Origin of the sequence: Rathayibacter sp. PhB151 (assembly GCF_004366415.1) — a bacterium.
GTDB lineage: Bacteria > Actinomycetota > Actinomycetes > Actinomycetales > Microbacteriaceae > Rathayibacter > Rathayibacter festucae.
Map to the genome: position 1 here is coordinate 610,353 of NZ_SOEN01000007.1, position 17,223 is coordinate 627,575.

The window sequence follows — 17,223 nt, forward strand, 5'->3', positions numbered from 1 at the left end:
GGGCTTCCTTCGGGAGGTCGTCGGATCGCGTGAGAACGCGGCAGAGGGCCGCGTCCGCCGACCAGACTTCCCGGCACACCGCCGACCATCGTACCGGGCCGTCCTGACCGGCCGTCCGTGCAGGGTCCTTCCTCCCTACACTCGGACGATGCGACACGGCATCGTCATCCTCCCGCAGGAGCACTGGTCCACCGTCCGGCGCAAGTGGCAGTCCGCGGAGGGGCTCGGCTTCGACCACGCCTGGACCTACGACCACCTCTCCTGGCGCTCGCTCGCCGACCAGGTCTGGCACGCGACGATCCCGACGCTGACGGCCGCCGCGGTGGTCACCGAGACGCTGCGGCTGGGCACCTTCGTCGCCTCGCCGAACTTCCGGCACCCGGTGCCGTTCGCGAAGGAGATCGCGACGGTCGACGAGATCTCGGGCGGCCGCTTCGTCCTCGGGGTCGGCTCGGGCGGGACGGGCTTCGACGCGACGGTGCTGGGCCAGGAGCTGCACTCGCCGCGGGAGCGGCACGAGCGCTACGTCGAGTTCGTCACAGCGCTCGACGTGCTGCTGCGGCACGAGGAGCCGGGCTCGGGCGGGATCGACCTCGACGGCGCCTGGTTCACGGCGCGGGGCGCCCGGATGGTGGGAGAGCCGGTGCAGTCGCCGCGCGTGCCGTTCGTGCTCGCGGCGAACGGGCCGAAGGGCCTCGCGCTCGTGGCCGAGCGGGCGCAGGGCTGGGTGACGACGGGTCCGGAGGGGCGCAGCACCGAGGAGTGGTGGGCCGCGGTCGCCGATCTCTCGAAGCGCCTCGACGACGCGCTCGAGGCCGCCGGGCGCGACCCGCGCTCGATCGAGCGGCACCTCTCGCTCGATTCCGGGCCGGACTACTCGCTCGAGAGCGTCGACCGCTTCGCCGACTCGGCGGGCCGCGCCGAGGAGCTGGGCTTCACCGACGTGATCGCGCACTGGCCGCGGACGGAGGGCCTGTACGCCGGCGACGAGGACGTGCTCTACGAGGTCGCGGCGCGGTTCTAGCGCTCCCGGCGCTCGAAGACGAGGTGCACGACCCCGGACGGCGAGGGTGTCGCCTCGATGCGGAAGCGCTGCTCCAGGCCCTCGAGCCCGTCCCACAGCCGCTCGCCGCGGCCGAGGACGATCGGGACGAGCACGACGTGCATCCGGTCGACGAGATCGGCGGCGAGGAACTGCCGCACTGTCGCCGCGCCGCCGCCGATGCGCACGTCGCCGCCGCCGGCCAGCTCGCGGGCCCGCTCGAGGGCGGTCACCGGGTCGGCGTCGACGAAGTGGAAGCTGGTGCCGCCGGCCATCGTGACGGTCGGGCGCGGGTGGTGCGTGAGGACCACGACCGGCGTGTGGAAGACCGGGTCCTCGCCCCACCAGCCGGTCCACTCCTCGTCCTCCCAGGGACCGCGCTGCGGCCCGAACTTGTTGCGGCCCATGATCTCGGCGCCGATGCCGTCCGCCCAGGCGCTCGCGAACGCCTCGTCGACGCCCTGCGAGCCCTCGCCCGGACCTGGCATGCCCATCCTGCGGAAGGTGCGGGTCCCCATCGCCCACTCGACCAGCCGGGAGCCGGCGTGGCCGAACGGGGTCTCGAGCGACTGGCCCTCCCCGGCGGCGAAGCCGTCGAGCGAGACGGAGAAGTTGTGGACGCGGACCTTCGACACGGGGTCTCCTTCGGGCGGGCGGCGGTTCAGCCGAGCGTAGGCGCGGGCGGGCGTCGCAGTCCACGGGCCGCGAGCGCGACGCAGGCGAGGATCGCGAGCGCGGTCGCCGCGAGCAGCAGCGGCATCGGCAGGGCGACGGCCAGCGCCGCGAGGATCGCCGGCACGAGGAAGCCGGCGTAGGTGACGGAGTAGTAGACGGCGGTGACGCTCGCCAGGTCGCGCGTCTCGACGAGGGCCTGCGAGGCGGTCAGTCCGGAGACCATCGCGAGGCCGTAGCCGCAGCCGAAGACCGGCGCGGCGACGAGGACCGGCCAGAGCTGCTGTCCGACGGCGGCGGGGATCAGCAGCAGAGCGCCGAGGGCGGTGAGCGCGCCGCCGACGAGGGCGCCGCGGCCGCGCAGCAGCGCGAGAAGCGGGCCGGAGTAGAGCTGGGTGACCCAGCCGCAGCCGAGGGTGATCACGGTGACGAGGGTCGCGAAGCCTACTGTGACGCCGGGCAGGCGGTCGGCGACCAGGCTCGGTCCGACCGCGAAGGACAGGGCGGGTGCCGCGAACACCCAGGGGGCGAGCGGCAGGACGACGGCGGCGAAGCGGGCGCGGGCGGGGCGCGGGATGCTCAGCTCACCGGTCAGGCGGCCGGCGGACGGATCGTAGGCCCGGGTCTCGGGTGCGCGGAGGAGCACGAGGACGGCCGCGACGCAGGCGGCGGACTGGACGATGTAGGGGAGCACGGTCGGCCAGGGGCCGAACTGCGCAAGCGCACCGCCGACTCCCGCGCCGCCGCCGAAGCCGATGGTGAGCATCGCGGAGGCGCGGCGGGCGCCGGCCGAGGACGCTCCGGTCGCGATCGAGAGCTCCTTGATCCAGGCCGTGCCGACGACCATCCCCGCCGCGACGCTCAGCCCGCTGATGAAGCGGCCGACGCCGAGCCCGAGCACCGAGGCGGGGGAGCAGGCGAGCACGATGCTGCCGAGGATCCCCATGACGAGGCCGGCCAGCAGCACCGGGCGGCGGCCGAAGCGGTCGGACCAGCCGCCGGCCAGGGCGAAGCCGGGCACGATGCCGAGGACGTAGGCGGCGAGCAGGATCGTGACCTGCGTCTGCGTGTAGCCCTCGAGCTGGCGGTAGAGCTGCATCAGCGGCAGGAACTGGTTGCCGCCCCAGCCGAGGACGACGAGCGACGGCGCGACGAGGAGCCAGGAGCGCGCGGAGGGAGCGGACGGTCCGGCGGGGGAGGGGAGCGGCACGGTCCATAGTGGCGCACCCGAGCGGCTCGCGGTCAGAGCAGCACGACGAGCTTCCGCGCGGACACGCCCGCGTGCAGCCGGTCGAGCGCGCCCTGCACCGCGCCCAGACCGGTGCCGACGACCTCGGGCTCGGGCGCGCAGCGGTGACGGCCGTCGGCGAGCGCGCTCGGCAGGTGGTCGCGCCAGAGCATCGGCCCGACCTCGTTGCTCATCAGCGTGGCGCCCCAGACGTAGCGGGCGCGGATGCCGCGACGCCGGGCGGCGAGCTGGAGGCGGAGGTTCGCGCCGACCAGGCGCGACATCGTCCGCACGAAGGGGAGCGAGAGCCCCGCCCTGCGCGGCAGCGAGCCGAAGGAGACCGAGGGGCTGGCGAGGGCGACCCGGCGGGCTCCGGTGGCGGCCGCGACGGCCACGCAGGGCTCGGCGGAGCCGGTGCCGACCGCGAGGACGCCCGCCACCTCCGCGCCGCCGATCGCGGCGACGACGTCGGCGACCGCGCTCGGGCTGCGGTAGTCGACGACGACGTCGGCGCCGAGCTCTCGGAGGCGGGCGTGGTTGCCGGGCGAGGCGGTGGCGACCACGCGGTGGCCGGAGGCGACGGCGAGCTGGATCGCGTTGCTGCCGACGCTGGTGGCGCCGCCCCAGACGAGGACGGTCCGGCCGGTGGCGACCGGGTCGGCCGACGGGTGGGGCAGCGCCAGGTGGTCCTTCTGGAAGAGCGCGGTCGCGGCGGTGGAGACGGCGAGCGGCAGCACCACGGCCTGCTCGTCCGTCAGCTGCGGCGGGATCGGCGCGGCGAGGTCCGCGCGGACGACCGTGTACTCCTGGAAGCCGCCCTCGGCGTCGTGCCGGCGGCCGCGCTCCATGCCGACCGCGTAGGCGACGACGCGGTCGCCGACGGCGAAGCGGTCGACGCCGGGCCCGACGGCCGCGACCTCGCCGGCGACGTCCTCGCCGAGGATCGAGGGGTAGGGGAGCCAGCGGTACATCAGGTCGCCGGTCCACTGCTTGAGCTCGTCGAGCGGGTTCACGGCGACGGCGCGGTTGCGCACCAGCAGCTCGCCGGGCCCGGGCTCGTGCAGCGCCGCGGGACCGACGACCAGGTCGGCGCGGGCGGAGGGGAGGCGGGCGGCGGAGTTGGTGAGAGCGGCGGGGTTCGAGGGCAAGGGTTCTCCAGTGCTCGACGGCATGACGTGTCATCACTCTAGCCCTGATGACACGTCGTGTCATCAGCTAGCCTGGCTGCATGTCACGCTGGGCTCCCGACGCCGCACTGCGCCTCGAGCGCGCCGCGATGGAGCTGTTCACCGAGCACGGCTACTCCGCGACGACGGTGCCGTCGATCGCCGAGCGGGCCGGGCTCACGACCCGCACCTTCTTCCGGCACTTCGCCGACAAGCGCGACGTGCTGTTCCTCCGCGAGTGGGAGTTCCCGCAGGTGGTGGCGCGGCTGATCGCGGACGCTCCCGAGGGCCTCGCTCCGCTGGGCCTGCTGATGCACGGGCTCGAGACGGTCGCGGCCGGCGACCTGGAGGGCTGGCGCAGCGAGATCGCGGCGCGGCGGGCGGTCGTGCTGTCCGAGCCGGCGCTGCGCGAGCGCGAGCTGCTGAAGGCGGCGCTGCTCGCGGACGCGATGCGCGACGCGCTGCTGGACGCGGCGGTGCCGGCCGTCGAGGCGGCGCTCGCCGCGCGCACGGCGTCCGCGCTGTTCGACGCCGCGCTCGACGAGTGGCTCCGCGGCTCGGACGGGGTCGCGCTGGTCGTGGTGCTCCGCGAGCAGTGCGCGCTCCTGCGGAGCCTGGTGGCTGCGGCGGAGCAGGCGGGCTCGCCGGAGTAGGCGAGCCCGCCGCGACTCATGCCTTCGAGGTGGCCGTCGCGTTGCCGACGACGCCCTGGGGGGTGGACGTGGTGTCGGTCAGCACGAAGCGGATCTCCTGCGGGACGGCGGTGGGCTTGACGCGCACCCAGGTCGTCTCCGCCGCGCGGGTCAGGGTCCAGGAGTAGGTGTAGAGGCCGTCGGTCAGGACGCCCTGCACGCCCGGGGCGAGGCTGGTGGTGTCGTAGGTGATCGTGGACACCGGCTTCGCGGAGGTGATGACGTACGTCCAGCCGGTCTTGTACGAGGCGTACTCGCCGTCGTCGGGGACGGCAGTGAAGTCGGTGCGCGCGTAGCCGGTGTTGTTGGTCGCCTTGAGACTCGGGTCGCCGACCGACTGGCGGGTCGCGGAGAAGGTCGGGTTCGGGTAGGTGTCCGGCTGACCGGGGACGACCTCCACGGTGGAGGCGCTCGCGAGCGGCGCCGCGGCGGCGACGGCGATCACGGGCAGCGACCAGGCCGCGGCGACGGCGACGGAGCGACGGGAGGGGGAGAGGGGGGAGGTGGGAGACACGGGGTCCTTTCGAGGGGGAGTTTTCCGTGCAGAAATTAGCGACAGCCGCCCCGTCCTTCCGCGCCAGCGCCCGTCCCGCCACGGCCCCTCTCAGGGGGAGGAGGCACGCCGTTCCTGGGCTCCGGCTGACACGACCACGTAGAACCACCTAGTCCGGAAGAGGTCCTCGTTAGCCTGGTCCGCATGGCCAGAACCGTCTCCACCACCACCATCGTCGACCGCGACGGCATGCTCGACTTCGTGCGACCGCGGCACCGGATGCTCGTCGCGACGACCCGGGCGGACGGACGCCCGCAGATGTCGCCGGTGTCCGGCGGCGTCGACGCCGAGGGCCGCCTGGTGATCTCGACCTACCCCGGCCGGGCGAAGACCCGCAACGCCGAACGGCGCTCCGCGGCGTCGGTCCTCGTGCTCTCCGACGACTGGAACGACGCGTGGATCCAGGTCGACGGCGAGGCCGAGGTCCTGCACATGCCCGAGGCGGAGGACGCGCTCGTCGACTACTACCGCAGCATCTCGGGGGAGCACCCGGACTGGGACGAGTACCGCGCGGCGATGCGGCTGCAGGACAAGTCGCTGCTGCGCATCACGCCGACGCGCTGGAGCCCGATCGCGACCGGCGGCTTCCCGGCCGACGTCGCGGCGCGGCTCGACGCTCCGCGCCTCGACAGCCTGAACTCCGACAGCCAGGCGTGATCCGCCCCCGCCTCGCCCGGGCCGCCCGCGCCTGGCGCGACGCGGTCGCCGGCCCGCGGCTGCTGCTCGCGCTGAAGACCGCGGTGGCGGTGGGCATCGCCTGGGCCGTCGCGCCGCACGTGCCCGGCGTCGCCGAGCAGTACCCGTACTACGCGCCGCTCGGCGCGCTGGTCAGCATGTACCCGACGCTGATGGGCTCGGCGAAGACCGGGCTGCAGACGCTGCTGGGGCTCGCGGCCGGCATCGGGCTGGCGGTGCTGGTCGTGGTGACGGTCGGCCCGACCTGGTGGACGATCCCGCTGATCGTCGGCATCGGCGTGGTGCTCTCGGGGACCGGCTGGTTCGGTGCGGGGCGCGAGTACGTGCCGATGGCGGCGCTCTTCGTGCTGATCATCGGCGGTGCGAAGGCGGAGGACTACTCGCTCGGCTACCTCGTGCAGATGGCGGTCGGCGTCGTGGTCGGGCTGCTGGTCAACCTGCTGGTCGCGCCGGGGCTGACCTCCGAGGCGGCGTCCGCGCGGGTGGACGAGTTCGAGCGCCAGCTCGGGCGCCACCTGCACGACATGGGCGCGGCCCTCGAGGAGACCTGGCCGCCCGAGCACGAGGCCTGGTCGACCAACGGCGAGCAGTTGGCGGCGACCGCGACCGAGGTGCGGCGGGCGCTGGTCGACGGCGACGAGAGCCGGAAGGGCAACCCGCGCGCGCTGCTGCACCGGCACAGCTCGCAGACCGACCACCTCCGGCTGGCGACCCTGGACGGGTCGCTCTTCCACGTCCGGGACATGACGGCGGCGCTCGCCGACACGATCTGGAACCGACCGGGTGCCCTGCCGTTCGACGCGGAGCTCGCGGCGCCGCTGAGCGCGGCCTGCCACGCGGTCGGCGACGCGGTGGTGACGGGCGGCTCGCCCAATAGGCGCTCCCTGGAGCCGGCGGAGAGGGCGGTCGACGAGCTCGCGCGCGCCGTCGACGCCCGCGCTGCGGCGACCGGAACGAGCATGGGCCCGGGTGTGCTGGTCGCGATCCACCTGCGCCGCATCCTCGTGGAGCTGCGCAGGGACGACCCCCTGCGAGCTCCAGGGGCGAATGCTCAGGGATCGCGTGCGGAAGGATGAGGGGATGACTCCGGAGCTCCTCGACCGATTCGCGCACTGGTTCGACGAGGGGGCGCCGGTCGCGCCGTCGCTGAGCTGGGCGCTGTTCGACCGCGACGGGCTGATCGCCCGGCACGGTCGCGGGGAGCACCGGCTCGACGGTGCGACGCCCGGGGTCGGCACCGTGCACCGCATCGCCTCGATGTCGAAGAGCTTCGAGGCGGCGGCGGTGCTGATCCTCCGCGACCGCGGGCTCCTCGACCTCGACGACCGCGTCAGCGCGCACGTGCCCGAGTTCGCGGATCCGGTCGACGCCGCGGGCCGGGAGCTGCCGGTGACGCTCCGGATGCTGCTCAGCAACTGCTCGGGGCTGCCCGAGGACAACGGCTGGGCCGACCACGTGATGGCGATGCCGCGCGCCGAGTTCCTCGCGCTGATCGCGCGCGGGCTGACCTTCACCGAGCGGCCGGGCGAGGTCTACCAGTACTCGAACATCGGCTTCTGGCTGCTCGGGGTGATCGTCGAGAACGTCTCCGGCGAGGACTTCGTCGCCTTCGCGACCCGGACGATCCTCGAGCCGCTCGGCCTCGCGCACACGCGCTACGACGTGAACGCCTACCCCGAGGGCACCGACCTCGCGCAGGGCTTCAGCAGCTTCGACGAGGGCGCCACCTGGACCGCCCGCCCGTACACCGGCACCGGCGTGGGCGCCTGTGCCGCGAGCATGTACAGCACCGTCGGCGACATCGCGCGCTGGAGCGGCTGGCTGTCGTCGGCGTTCGAGGGCGCCGACGGCGGTACCGACGACGGGGACGCCGACGACGCCGTCCTCAGCCGCGCCTCCCGCCGCGAGATGCAGCGCGGCTGGACCCCGGTGCCCGCGCTCAGCCCGCGAGCCGGGGAGAGCACCCTGGACGGCTCCGCCTACGGGCTCGGCCTCGTGATCGAGCAGGACGTCCGCTTCGGCGCGATCGCGCACCACTCCGGCGGGCTGCCCGGCTGGTCCTCGAACATGCGCTGGCACCTCGAGTCGGGCCTGGGAGTCGTGGTCTTCGCGACCACGAACGGCGCCAAGCTCGCCGCCGCGGCCACGGGCCTGCTCCGCGCGGCGCTCGAGGACGCGGAGCCGCCGGCGCGCACCATCGCGGTGCACCCGTCGACGCTGGCGGCCGCGGCGGCCGTCGAGGCGGCGATCGTCGGTCCCGGCGACCCCGCGCGGGCCGAGGAGCTCTCCGGCGGCGTGCTGTTCAGCCCGAACCTCCTGAGCGACGTGCCCGCCGAGGTGCGCGCCCGCCGCGTCGCCGCGGTGCTGGCGGAGGTCGGCGGACTCGCGGAGGAGCCGACCGCGCGGCCCCTGCGCGAGCGGCTGCTCTGGAGCGCCTCCGCGGCCCAGGTCGCCTTCACGCTGCCCGGCCGGGACGGCGAGCTGGAGGTCCGGCTGGAGATGACGCCGACGCTCCCGGCGCTGCTGCAGCGCCTCGACGTCGTGAAGCGGGAGGCGCTCGCGTCGCCGCCGGTCGTCCGCGGGTACCGCCCCCTCCTGGACTGAGCGCACATCGGGACAGCGCGCATCGGGACAGGGCAGGCTGGTCCGATGACTGCGCGCACTCCCGACGACCACCGCCTCGACCGGGTCCGCGTCCGCGGCGCCCGCGAGAACAACCTCCGCGACGTGGACGTGGACATCCCGCGCGACGCGCTGGTCGCCTTCACCGGCGTCTCCGGCTCGGGCAAGAGCTCGCTCGCGTTCGGCACGCTCTACGCGGAGGCGCAGCGCCGCTACTTCGAGTCGGTCGCGCCGTACGCGCGGCGGCTGATCGACCAGGTCGGGGTGCCGGACGTCGACGCGATCGACGGACTGCCGCCCGCGGTCGCGCTGCCGCAGCGGCGCTCCGGTGGCTCGGCGCGCTCGACGCTCGGCAGCGCGACCACGCTCTCCTCCGTGGTGCGGATGGTCTTCTCCCGGGTCGGGACCTACCCCGAGGGCGCGCCGATGCTCCTCGCGGAGGACTTCTCCGCGAACACCGTCCAGGGCGCCTGCCCCGCCTGCCACGGGATCGGCCGCGTCTACGACGTGCCCGAGGAGCTGATGGTGCCGGACGACTCGCTCTCGATCCGCGACGGCGCGCTCGCGGCCTGGCCGACCGCCTGGCACGGCAAGCAGCTGCGCGACAGCCTGATCTCGCTGGGCTACGACATCGACGTGCCGTGGGCGACGCTGCCGGCCGAGGAGCGCGAGTGGATCCTGTACACGCAGGAGTCGCCGCAGGTGCCGGTCTGGACGGATCGCGGGCCGGCCGAGGTGCGGGCGGCCGTGGCGGCGGGGGCCGAGCCGAGGTACATGAGCACGTTCCTCGGGGTGAAGCGCTACGTGATGGACACCTTCGCGGGGTCCAAGAGCGCCCGGATGCGCGAGCGCGCGGCCACGTTCCTCGTCAGCGTCCCCTGCCCGGACTGCCACGGCAAGCGGGTGAAGCCCGAGGCGCTGGCGGTGAGCTTCGAGGGCTTCGACATCACGGAGCTCTCGGCGCTGCCGCTGGAGGAGCTCGCGGCGCTGCTGGCCCGCGTGCTCGAGCGGGACTGGGTGCCGGTGGGCGGCGCGCCCCTCCCTCCGGAGACCCGGCTCGCCGCCCAGCGCCTGGTCTCGGATCTGCTCGGCCGGATGGCGCCGATCGTCGACCTCGGCCTCGGCTACCTGTCGCTGGACCGCTCGACGCCGACGCTGTCCTCGGGCGAGCTGCAGCGGATGCGCCTCGCGACCCAGGTGCTCTCGCGCCTGTTCGGGGTGGTGTTCGTCCTGGACGAGCCGTCGACGGGGCTGCACCCGGCCGACACGGAGGCGCTGCTCGGCATCCTGCGCTCGCTGAAGGACAGCGGCAACACGGTCTTCTTCGTCGAGCACTCGCTCGACGTGATCCGCGAGGCCGACTGGATCGTCGACATCGGCCCGGCGGCCGGCTCGGGCGGCGGCACCGTCGTCTACTCGGGCGAGCTCGACGGGCTGCGCGAGGTGGGCGACTCGATCACCCGGCGCTACCTCTTCCCCGAGACCGCAGAGCCGACGCCGCCGCTGCCCGAGCGGCGGACGCCCGACGCGCGGGTCCGGCTGGTCGACGTGGCGCGCAACAACCTCCGCGGGCTCGACGTCGCGTTCCCGCTCGGCGCGCTGACCGCGGTGACGGGGGTGTCCGGGTCGGGGAAGTCCACGCTGGTCAATCAGGCGCTGCCCGATCTGCTCCGCGCGAGCCTGCAGGCGGATCTCGCGGGGGAGAGCCCGGAGCCGGACGAGTCGTCCTCCGACGACCCGCTGCTCGACGCCGACACCGCCGTCACCACCGGCAGCGCGACCGGGCCGGCGGAGCGGCTGCGCCGGGTGGTGCAGGTCGGCCAGACGCCGATCGGGCGCACCTCGCGCTCGAACGTCGCGACCTACACCGGGCTCTTCGACCGCGTCCGCGCGCTGTTCGCGGCGACTCCCGAGGCGAAGCGGCGCCGCTACGGGGCCGGCCGCTTCTCCTTCAACATGCCCAGCGGCCGCTGCCCGGTCTGCAAGGGCGAGGGGACCATGGAGGTCGAGCTGCTCTTCCTGCCGACGGTGCAGGCGCCGTGCACGGAGTGCGGCGGCACGCGCTACAACGCCGAGACCCTCGAGGTGACCTGGGGCGGGCGCTCGATCGCCGAGGTCCTCGCGCTGAGCGTGACGGAGGCGCGCGAGGTCTTCGCCGAGGAGACGGAGATCGGCCGGCACCTCGATGCGCTGCTCGACGTGGGCCTCGGCTACGTCGCGCTCGGGCAGCAGGCGCCGGAGCTGTCCGGCGGCGAGGCGCAGCGGGTGAAGCTCGCGTCGGAGCTGCGGCGGGCCCAGCGCGGCGACACGCTCTACCTGCTCGACGAGCCGACGTCGGGACTGCACCCGGCCGACGCGGACCGGCTGCTCGGCCACCTGCAGCACCTCGTCGACGCGGGCAACACGGTGATCGTCGTCGAGCACGACATGCGGATCGTCGCCGACGCGGACTGGGTGATCGACCTCGGGCCCGGCGCCGGGGACGCGGGCGGCGCGATCGTCGCGACCGGCACGCCGGAGCAGGTCGCGCGGGCGGAGGGCAGCCGGACGGCGCCGTACCTGCTGGCCGCGCTGGAGCGGCGCTCGTAGGGCTTCGACGGCTCTCGCCGCGAGGCGCGGGCCAGTACCGAGGCCGCGCTCGCGCGCCAGGGCGAGATCATCGACTACTTCACGGGTTCAACGGATGAGGTCGTGTCCTTCGGGATGCGCGGTGAGGTCTCCGCCAGAGCGCGGCGCGCGGCGGCCTCGGCATCGAACGCGTCGGTCTTGCCTCGCCGGCGGCGCTGCGCTTTGTCTCCCGGCGGGACCTCGATGACGTCCACGTTCTCGGCGAGCAGATACCGGGTCAGGGCCGCTCCATAGGAGCTGGTGCCCTCGACCCCGACGCGCACCAGCATCCCGAAGACGCCGACCCAGGACAGCAGCTCGATGAAACCGGCGCTCGTCGCGGGGAACGCCTTATCGCCGAGGAAGCGGCCCGCGGAGTCCAGGACAGCCACGTGGTGGCTGTTCTCGTGGGTGTCGATGCCCGCGACGATCTCCCGGTCGGGCTGGGCTTGGACCGTGTTCGTTGTCATGCTGGATGCATCCCTTCATCGGGTCACGCATCCGGCCAGTGGACAGACAAATCGGTGATGAGACCACAGGACGGTCAGGCTTCTATCAAGTCATGACCAGCCGACCGGATGCATACGGTGTCGCGGGGTTCGACAGTTCGAGATCCAGACAGCCCTGCCAGGCGTCAGATACGCAGACGAGTCAGAACCCCGCGACACACCAAGGCAATCACCGATACGCCCTCTGCGAGGGCTACCCGATCAGCATGAATCGGCCCGGGCGCAGAGCGTGCGTGAGCGGGCCTGCGCAGCATGAAGCGGCGCATGGGCAGGCGCAGGCGCGGGCGCGGGCGCGCTCATTTCATGCTGGTCGAGTAGCGCGGAGCGCGTATCGAGACCCACCCATCAGGTGACGGTGGATCTCGCTACGCCCTCTCCGAGGGCTACTCGATCAGCATGAATCTGCCCGGGCGCAGAGCATGCGTGTGCGTGCCGGCGCAGCCTGAAGCGCTGCAAGCGCATACCCATCCACATGTGCGGGCATGCGCAACCCATGCTGGTCGAGTAGCGCGGAGCGCGTATCGAGACCCACCCTCCGGACGGTGGTGGATCTCGATACGCCCTCTGCGAGGGCTACTCGATCAGCAGGGGCGGCGCGGGGTCAGACCCGCGTTCGTCAGAACGGGGGCGGTGCGTCCTCGAAGCGCGGGCCTGGCGGGGCGCCGGCGAGCGCGGGTGGGCGGATCGTGATGCGGCGGCCGGTGGGGGTGGTCCAGACGATGCTGCCGTCCGGGCGGGGGACGTAGGTCCAGCGGTCGCCGTGGCGGACGTGGTGGTGGGACGTGCAGAGGCAGACGAGGTTCTCCAGGGACGTCTCGCCGCCGTTGCGCCACTCGATGGTGTGGTCGGCCTCTGCTCGGGAGGCGGTGCGGGTGCAGCCGGGGAAGCGGCAGGTCTGGTCCCGGAGCTGCAGGTGCAGGCGCATCTGCGGCGGTGGGACTCGGTGGGTGCGGCCGACGGAGACGACGGCGCGGGTGTCCGGGTCGGTGAGCACGCGGGTGAACGACGCGCCGGTCGCGACCAGTTCGCGGGCGAGGTCGGCGGGGATGAGGCCGTAGCCGTCGAGGTCAGCGGGCGCGTCGTCGAGACCGACAGCAGTCGACGCGGCGAGCGTGAGGCGCACCTCGGCACGGATCCCGGGCACGAACGACGGAGACAGCTGCGGGCCATCTCCTGCGGGGGTGGTCCCGGCGATGTCGCCGTCGCGGAGGAGATCCGTGAGTACGTCCGCCTTCAGCTGGCTCAGGGTGCGCTCGTCGCCACCGTCGCGGAGGCTGCGGGCGATGCGGTCGACGCGCTCGGCGATGCCCATCGCGTCCGGCGCGGGCAGCAGCGCACAGAGCGTCGCCATCCCGTCGACCTCGGGGGAAACCCAGACGGCGCGGTCCTGCCGGGCGCGGACGTGCCGTTGGGCGAGGGGCTCCTCGTGGAGTTCGTCGCGGAGTCGGGCGACGATCCGCCTCAGCTGCGTCGGGGTCACGTCCGGGGCGACCTCCGCGGCGCGCTCGTCGAACCGGGCGCGGGAGGCGGGAGTCAGGGTGGCGGCGGTCGCGCAGACGATCTCGCTCGAGTCCCAGAGCAGCCGGCCCTCGGCCAGCAGGGCGCGGATGCAGGGGAGGTCCTCGACGAGCAGCCGGGCGTGCTCGAGGACCGTCTCGGTGGCCCGCTCGGACAGGCGGAGCCTCGCCGCGAACTCGGCCCGGATCGACCGCTCGACCAGGGCGCGCGCCTCGCTCTTCGCGAGCGACTTCCCGCGGGCGAACGCGTCCGGGACGGTGACGGCCGCGCGGTAGGCGAGGTGCAGGGTCTGCGCGCGGGTGAGGAGCAGCTGAGCGGAGGTGCGTCCGATCTCCGCGGCGATGTCGGTCAGCGCGTCGACGGCGGCGAGCGCGCTCGACGGTCCTGCCGCTCCCGGGTCGCTGTGGTCATCCATACGCGTATTGAACCAGGGACCACCGACACCCGAGCGGCCGTCGAGCGAAACCCTCGGACAACTCCGCGAGATCGGATCTGTGGAGGAGCTATGCCCCCACGTCGGTCGCCGCACCGGCGGTCCGCCCGCGCAGGGTGACGATCGGCGCCACCTCCGTCCAGCCGAGACTCGTGTAGAGCGCGCGCCCGCCGACGCTCGCCATCAGGAGTCCCGTGGTCGCGCCGTTCTCCGCCGCCCAGGCGCTGAGGCCGGTTATCACCAGGCCGCCGAGGCCGCGGCGGCGGAACCGCGTAGTCGTCTCGATCCGGTCGAAGACGGCGTCACCGCCGCTCAACGCCGCCTGCCCGCGCGCCGCGACCTCGCCCTCCGCCTCGATGCTGGCGTGCGCGACGCGACCGTTCACCGCGATCCGCACCTGCGCCGGCCTCGCCGACCTTCGGAGCCGGGTGGTCATCATCCGCTCGTCGCAGGTCACGGCGTCGAGGCCGGCCACCGCGTCGCGACCGCGCTCGTCGAGCTCGCCGACGATCGTCAGCCAGACGTCGGGCGCGGTGACGGCGGCGGCCAGGCGGTGCAGCTCGGGCAGCGACGGCTTCGGCGATCACGTACTCGCGGGAGCGGGTCTCCGCCGCGACCTCGACGAGCCGGCCGTCCCCGTCGCGCCGCGCGAGCATCCCGCGCGACTCGCACCACCCCGCCACCCAGCGGTCCACCAGCTCTCGCGACACGACCATCACGGCACCGTACCCGGACGCCCGGCGCTCCGGCCGGGCGCTCACCGGATCGAGACGACGAGAGCGAGGCCGACGAGGGTGACGGGCAGGGCGAGGAGGCTCCAGAGGATCTCCCACCCGTGACGGCGCTGCGGAGCGATCGCCAGGCGGACGAGGGTGAGGACCCAGACGGCGAGGGCGCTCGACAGCGCGACGACCCCCGCGGAGAGGAGGAGCGCGTCTCCTGCGGCGTCCTCCTCCTCTGTCGGCGACTCTCCGAAGAAGGTGAGCTTCGAGGCGAAGCCGAGGTACGCCAGCACCAGGGGTGCGGCGATCATCCCGAGGATGGCGATCGCCGCGATGATGAGGCGGAGGGGGAGTCGCGGGGTCGGCGGCCTGTGCGAGGTGGTGGGATCGCTCTGAGGGGGATCAATGGGGCGGGCGCGCGGCTGCTCCACGGTGTCCTCCTCGGGTCGGCGTCTCGGTTCGACGCGGCCCGAACCTAGCCGCCGCGGCGGGAGACCGTGCGGCTGGCGCGATCCGTCGCTCGGCGGGGTCCATCTCGTGGAGGAGGCACCAGCGGACCCCACGGTCGGGGGTGTGGCGAGGGCTGCCGTCGTTGCGTGCGTGGATCTCGATACGCCCTCTGCGAGGGCTACTCGATCAGCATGCTCGTGCGCGACGTCAGCAGGACGAAGTGGGCCCGCCCCATGCTGGTCGAGTAGCGCGCAGCGCGTATCGAGACCCACGCTGCGGGACGGTGGGTCTCGATGCGCCCTCTGCGGGGCTTGCTCGATCAGCGGGGAGCCCGGGTCACTCCTCCGGGGTGACGACGAGGCCGACGCCGCCGCCGCGGCGGACGGGCTCGGCGGCGGCGGTCATCAGGCCGGAGGGGCCGACCTCGATGGCGGCCACCGCGCCGATCTGCGCGGCCGAGGTGAAGGTGTCGCCGGAGGGCGTCAGCTGCTGGCCGAAGGGCGCGAGGTCGTCGGCGTAGGCCTCGATGAAGCCGGGCTCGGCCGAGGTGGACGCGGTGTTCCGCTGCGACGCCCGGGGCGCGGCCACCGCCTCCGGCAGCGTCATGCCGAGGTCGATGCGGTTGACCAGCGTCTGCAGCACGGTCGTGATGATCGTCGCTCCGCCCGGCGAGCCGACGACGAACTTCACCGCGCCGTCCTCGAGCACGATCGTCGGCGACATCGAGGAGCGCGGGCGCTTGCCGGGCTCGATCCGGTTCGGGTCGCCCTCGACGGGGGTCGCGGAGAAGTCGGTCAGCTCGTTGTTGAGCAGGAAGCCGCGGCCGGGGACGGTCATCGCCGAGCCGCCGGTCTGCTCGATCGTCAGCGTGTAGGACACCGCGTTGCCCCACTTGTCGACGACGGAGAGGTGCGTGGTCGAGACGTTCTCGGTGTCCGGCTGCTCCGCGGTGAGGGCGGTCGCGCAGCCGACTCCGTCGAGCGCGCCCGGGGCGACCGGCCGCGTGGAGGCGGCCGCCGGGTCGATGGTGCAGTCGCGGGAGTCCGCGAACTCCTGGCTGAGCAGCGTCTCGGTCGGCACGTCGACGAAGGCCGGGTCGCCGACGTACGCGCCGCGGTCGGCGAAGGCGCGGGCCGACGCCTCGAGATAGAGGTGCAGGGCGCTGCCGGTGTCCTCGGCGGCGAGGTCGTGGTTCTCGAGGATGTTCAGCGCCTCGCCGATCGCGATCCCGCCCGAGGAGGACGGCGCCATGCCGTAGACGTCGAGCCCGCGGTAGGAGGTGTGCGTGGGCGCCTGCTCGCCGACCGAGTAGCCGGCGAGGTCGTCCTCGGTCATCGAGCCGGCCGGGGCGGGGAGGGTCGAGCCCTCCGCGAGGCGCGGGTTCTGCACCGTGTCGGCGATCTCGGCCGCGAGCGGTCCGTCGTAGAACGCGCTCGGCCCGCGGGCGGCGATCCGGGCGAGGGTCTTCGCGAGGTCCGGGTTGCGGAAGGTGCTGCCGACCGCCGGGGCGTCGCCGCCGGGGAGGAACAGCTCCGCGGTGTCGGGGAACTGCTGGAAGCGCTCGAGGTTGTCGAGCGTCTGGCTGCGGAAGGTCTCGTCGACCGGGAAGCCCTTGGCCGCGAGCACGATCGACGGGGCCAGCACGACCGGGAGCGGGAGGGTGCCGAAGCGGTCGACCGCCGCGTCCCAGGTCGCGACGGTGCCGGGGACGCCGACCGCGACTCCGGACGAGACGAGCTGCGGGGTGAAGGGGTACGGGGCACCCGTCGCCGGGTCGAGGAAGGCGTCCGGAGTGATGCCGGCCGGCGCCGTCTCGCGGCCGTCGATGGTGCTCACCTCGCCCGTCTTCGCATCGAAGTAGACGAAGTAGCCGCCGCCGCCGATCCCGGTGCTGTACGGCTCGGTCACGCCGAGGGCCGACGCCGTCGCGACGGCGGCGTCCGCCGCGTTGCCGCCGCGCTTGAGCACCTCGAGGCCGACCCGGCTGGCGAGAGCGTCGACGGAGGAGACCGCGCCGCCGTAGCCGACCGAGGTCGACGGCGAGACGACCGGACCGCCGAGCGCGTCGCGGAGCTCCTGCGCCGTGGGGAGACCGCGGCTCGGGACGTCGGGGAACGGCCAGTCGAGCGCGGCGGCGGGAGCGGCGCCCGCCACTCCGAGGGAGGCGACGGCGACCAGCGCGAGCGCTGCCCGTCGGAGACTGCGGATCGTGGCCATGGGGTTCCTCCATCGGAACTCAGTGCGGGCGGAGCAGGTGCCTCCAACCTAGGCCGGAGGCGGGCCGAGGGGCCAGGGCTCCGCGCCTCCGAGAGG

Annotated in this window: 15 protein-coding genes; 6 read left to right on the top strand and 9 right to left on the bottom strand. The window is 73.8% G+C overall.

From position 1 onward, the window contains the following. Positions 1-148 precede the first annotated feature (148 nt). Positions 149-1,024, top strand: a complete 876-nt coding sequence (locus tag EDF35_RS10315) for an LLM class flavin-dependent oxidoreductase (RefSeq protein ID WP_133962257.1) — start codon at positions 149-151, stop codon at positions 1,022-1,024. Here EDF35_RS10315 and EDF35_RS10320 read toward each other — a convergent pair. The 3 genes from EDF35_RS10320 to EDF35_RS10330 are packed head-to-tail and all read right to left on the bottom strand — an operon-like array spanning position 1,021 to position 4,090. Further along, on the bottom strand, positions 1,021-1,677 hold the full coding sequence (locus EDF35_RS10320; RefSeq protein ID WP_133962258.1) for a dihydrofolate reductase family protein: 657 nt from the start codon (positions 1,675-1,677) through the stop codon (positions 1,021-1,023). The genes EDF35_RS10315 and EDF35_RS10320 overlap by 4 nt on opposite strands. 26 nt (positions 1,678-1,703) lie before the next feature. Then, positions 1,704-2,924, bottom strand: coding sequence for an MFS transporter (locus tag EDF35_RS10325; protein ID WP_133962259.1), 1,221 nt, complete (start codon positions 2,922-2,924; stop codon positions 1,704-1,706). A gap of 32 nt (positions 2,925-2,956) precedes the next feature. Further along, a complete protein-coding gene (locus EDF35_RS10330) occupies positions 2,957-4,090 on the bottom strand; it encodes a zinc-binding alcohol dehydrogenase family protein (RefSeq protein WP_243839920.1) in 1,134 nt (377 codons plus the stop codon). An 80-nt stretch (positions 4,091-4,170) separates the two neighbouring features. Between EDF35_RS10330 and EDF35_RS10335 the strand changes: the two genes are divergently transcribed. Next, entirely contained in the window at positions 4,171-4,761 is a 591-nt protein-coding gene (locus tag EDF35_RS10335; protein ID WP_133962261.1) for a TetR/AcrR family transcriptional regulator, read from the top strand. 16 nt (positions 4,762-4,777) lie between these two features. Here EDF35_RS10335 and EDF35_RS10340 read toward each other — a convergent pair whose 3' ends face one another. Further along, entirely contained in the window at positions 4,778-5,314 is a 537-nt protein-coding gene (locus tag EDF35_RS10340; protein ID WP_123703647.1) for a hypothetical protein, read from the bottom strand. A 183-nt stretch (positions 5,315-5,497) separates the two neighbouring features. Between EDF35_RS10340 and EDF35_RS10345 the strand changes: the two genes are divergently transcribed. Genes EDF35_RS10345 through EDF35_RS10360 form a run of 4 tightly spaced genes read left to right on the top strand, consistent with a single transcriptional unit; the run spans position 5,498 to position 11,260 of the window. Next, positions 5,498-6,010, top strand: a complete 513-nt coding sequence (locus tag EDF35_RS10345) for a PPOX class F420-dependent oxidoreductase (RefSeq protein ID WP_133962262.1) — start codon at positions 5,498-5,500, stop codon at positions 6,008-6,010. Continuing rightward, positions 6,007-7,125: an aromatic acid exporter family protein gene (locus tag EDF35_RS10350; protein WP_243839921.1), complete on the top strand. Its 1,119-nt coding sequence runs from the start codon at positions 6,007-6,009 to the stop codon at positions 7,123-7,125. Before EDF35_RS10345 ends, EDF35_RS10350 begins: the two co-directional genes overlap by 4 nt. Positions 7,126-7,129: 4 nt before the next feature. Then, positions 7,130-8,653, top strand: a complete 1,524-nt coding sequence (locus EDF35_RS10355; protein WP_166674069.1) for a serine hydrolase domain-containing protein — start codon at positions 7,130-7,132, stop codon at positions 8,651-8,653. 45 nt (positions 8,654-8,698) lie between these two features. After that, a complete protein-coding gene (locus tag EDF35_RS10360; RefSeq protein WP_133962264.1) occupies positions 8,699-11,260 on the top strand; it encodes an excinuclease ABC subunit UvrA in 2,562 nt (853 codons plus the stop codon). A gap of 74 nt (positions 11,261-11,334) precedes the next feature. On the opposite strand, the gene EDF35_RS10365 is transcribed toward EDF35_RS10360, so the two are convergent. From EDF35_RS10365 to ggt, 5 genes are all read right to left on the bottom strand, one after another. Then, complete coding sequence (locus tag EDF35_RS10365) at positions 11,335-11,748, bottom strand: transposase (protein WP_133962265.1); 414 nt, start codon at positions 11,746-11,748, stop codon at positions 11,335-11,337. A 655-nt stretch (positions 11,749-12,403) separates the two neighbouring features. After that, a complete protein-coding gene (locus EDF35_RS10370) occupies positions 12,404-13,720 on the bottom strand; it encodes an HNH endonuclease signature motif containing protein (protein ID WP_133962266.1) in 1,317 nt (438 codons plus the stop codon). An 88-nt stretch (positions 13,721-13,808) separates the two neighbouring features. After that, positions 13,809-14,174, bottom strand: a complete 366-nt coding sequence (locus EDF35_RS10375) for a hypothetical protein (protein ID WP_133962267.1) — start codon at positions 14,172-14,174, stop codon at positions 13,809-13,811. Positions 14,175-14,495: 321 nt separating this feature from the next. After that, complete coding sequence (locus EDF35_RS10380; protein ID WP_133962268.1) at positions 14,496-14,891, bottom strand: hypothetical protein; 396 nt, start codon at positions 14,889-14,891, stop codon at positions 14,496-14,498. 355 nt (positions 14,892-15,246) lie between these two features. Next, positions 15,247-17,127, bottom strand: coding sequence for a gamma-glutamyltransferase (gene ggt, locus EDF35_RS10385; RefSeq protein ID WP_133962269.1), 1,881 nt, complete (start codon positions 17,125-17,127; stop codon positions 15,247-15,249). Between the last annotated feature and the right edge of the window lie 96 nt (positions 17,128-17,223).

Coding starts and splice junctions, on each gene's coding strand:
- EDF35_RS10365 (WP_133962265.1), bottom strand. CDS start 11,748: ATGACAACGAACACGGTCCAAGCCCAGCCCGACCGGGAGATCGTCGCG.
- EDF35_RS10355 (WP_166674069.1), top strand. CDS start 7,130: ATGACTCCGGAGCTCCTCGACCGATTCGCGCACTGGTTCGACGAGGGG.
- EDF35_RS10375 (WP_133962267.1), bottom strand. CDS start 14,174: ATGACCACCCGGCTCCGAAGGTCGGCGAGGCCGGCGCAGGTGCGGATC.
- EDF35_RS10360 (WP_133962264.1), top strand. CDS start 8,699: ATGACTGCGCGCACTCCCGACGACCACCGCCTCGACCGGGTCCGCGTC.
- EDF35_RS10315 (WP_133962257.1), top strand. CDS start 149: ATGCGACACGGCATCGTCATCCTCCCGCAGGAGCACTGGTCCACCGTC.
- ggt (WP_133962269.1), bottom strand. CDS start 17,127: ATGGCCACGATCCGCAGTCTCCGACGGGCAGCGCTCGCGCTGGTCGCC.
- EDF35_RS10370 (WP_133962266.1), bottom strand. CDS start 13,720: ATGGATGACCACAGCGACCCGGGAGCGGCAGGACCGTCGAGCGCGCTC.
- EDF35_RS10345 (WP_133962262.1), top strand. CDS start 5,498: ATGGCCAGAACCGTCTCCACCACCACCATCGTCGACCGCGACGGCATG.
- EDF35_RS10335 (WP_133962261.1), top strand. CDS start 4,171: ATGTCACGCTGGGCTCCCGACGCCGCACTGCGCCTCGAGCGCGCCGCG.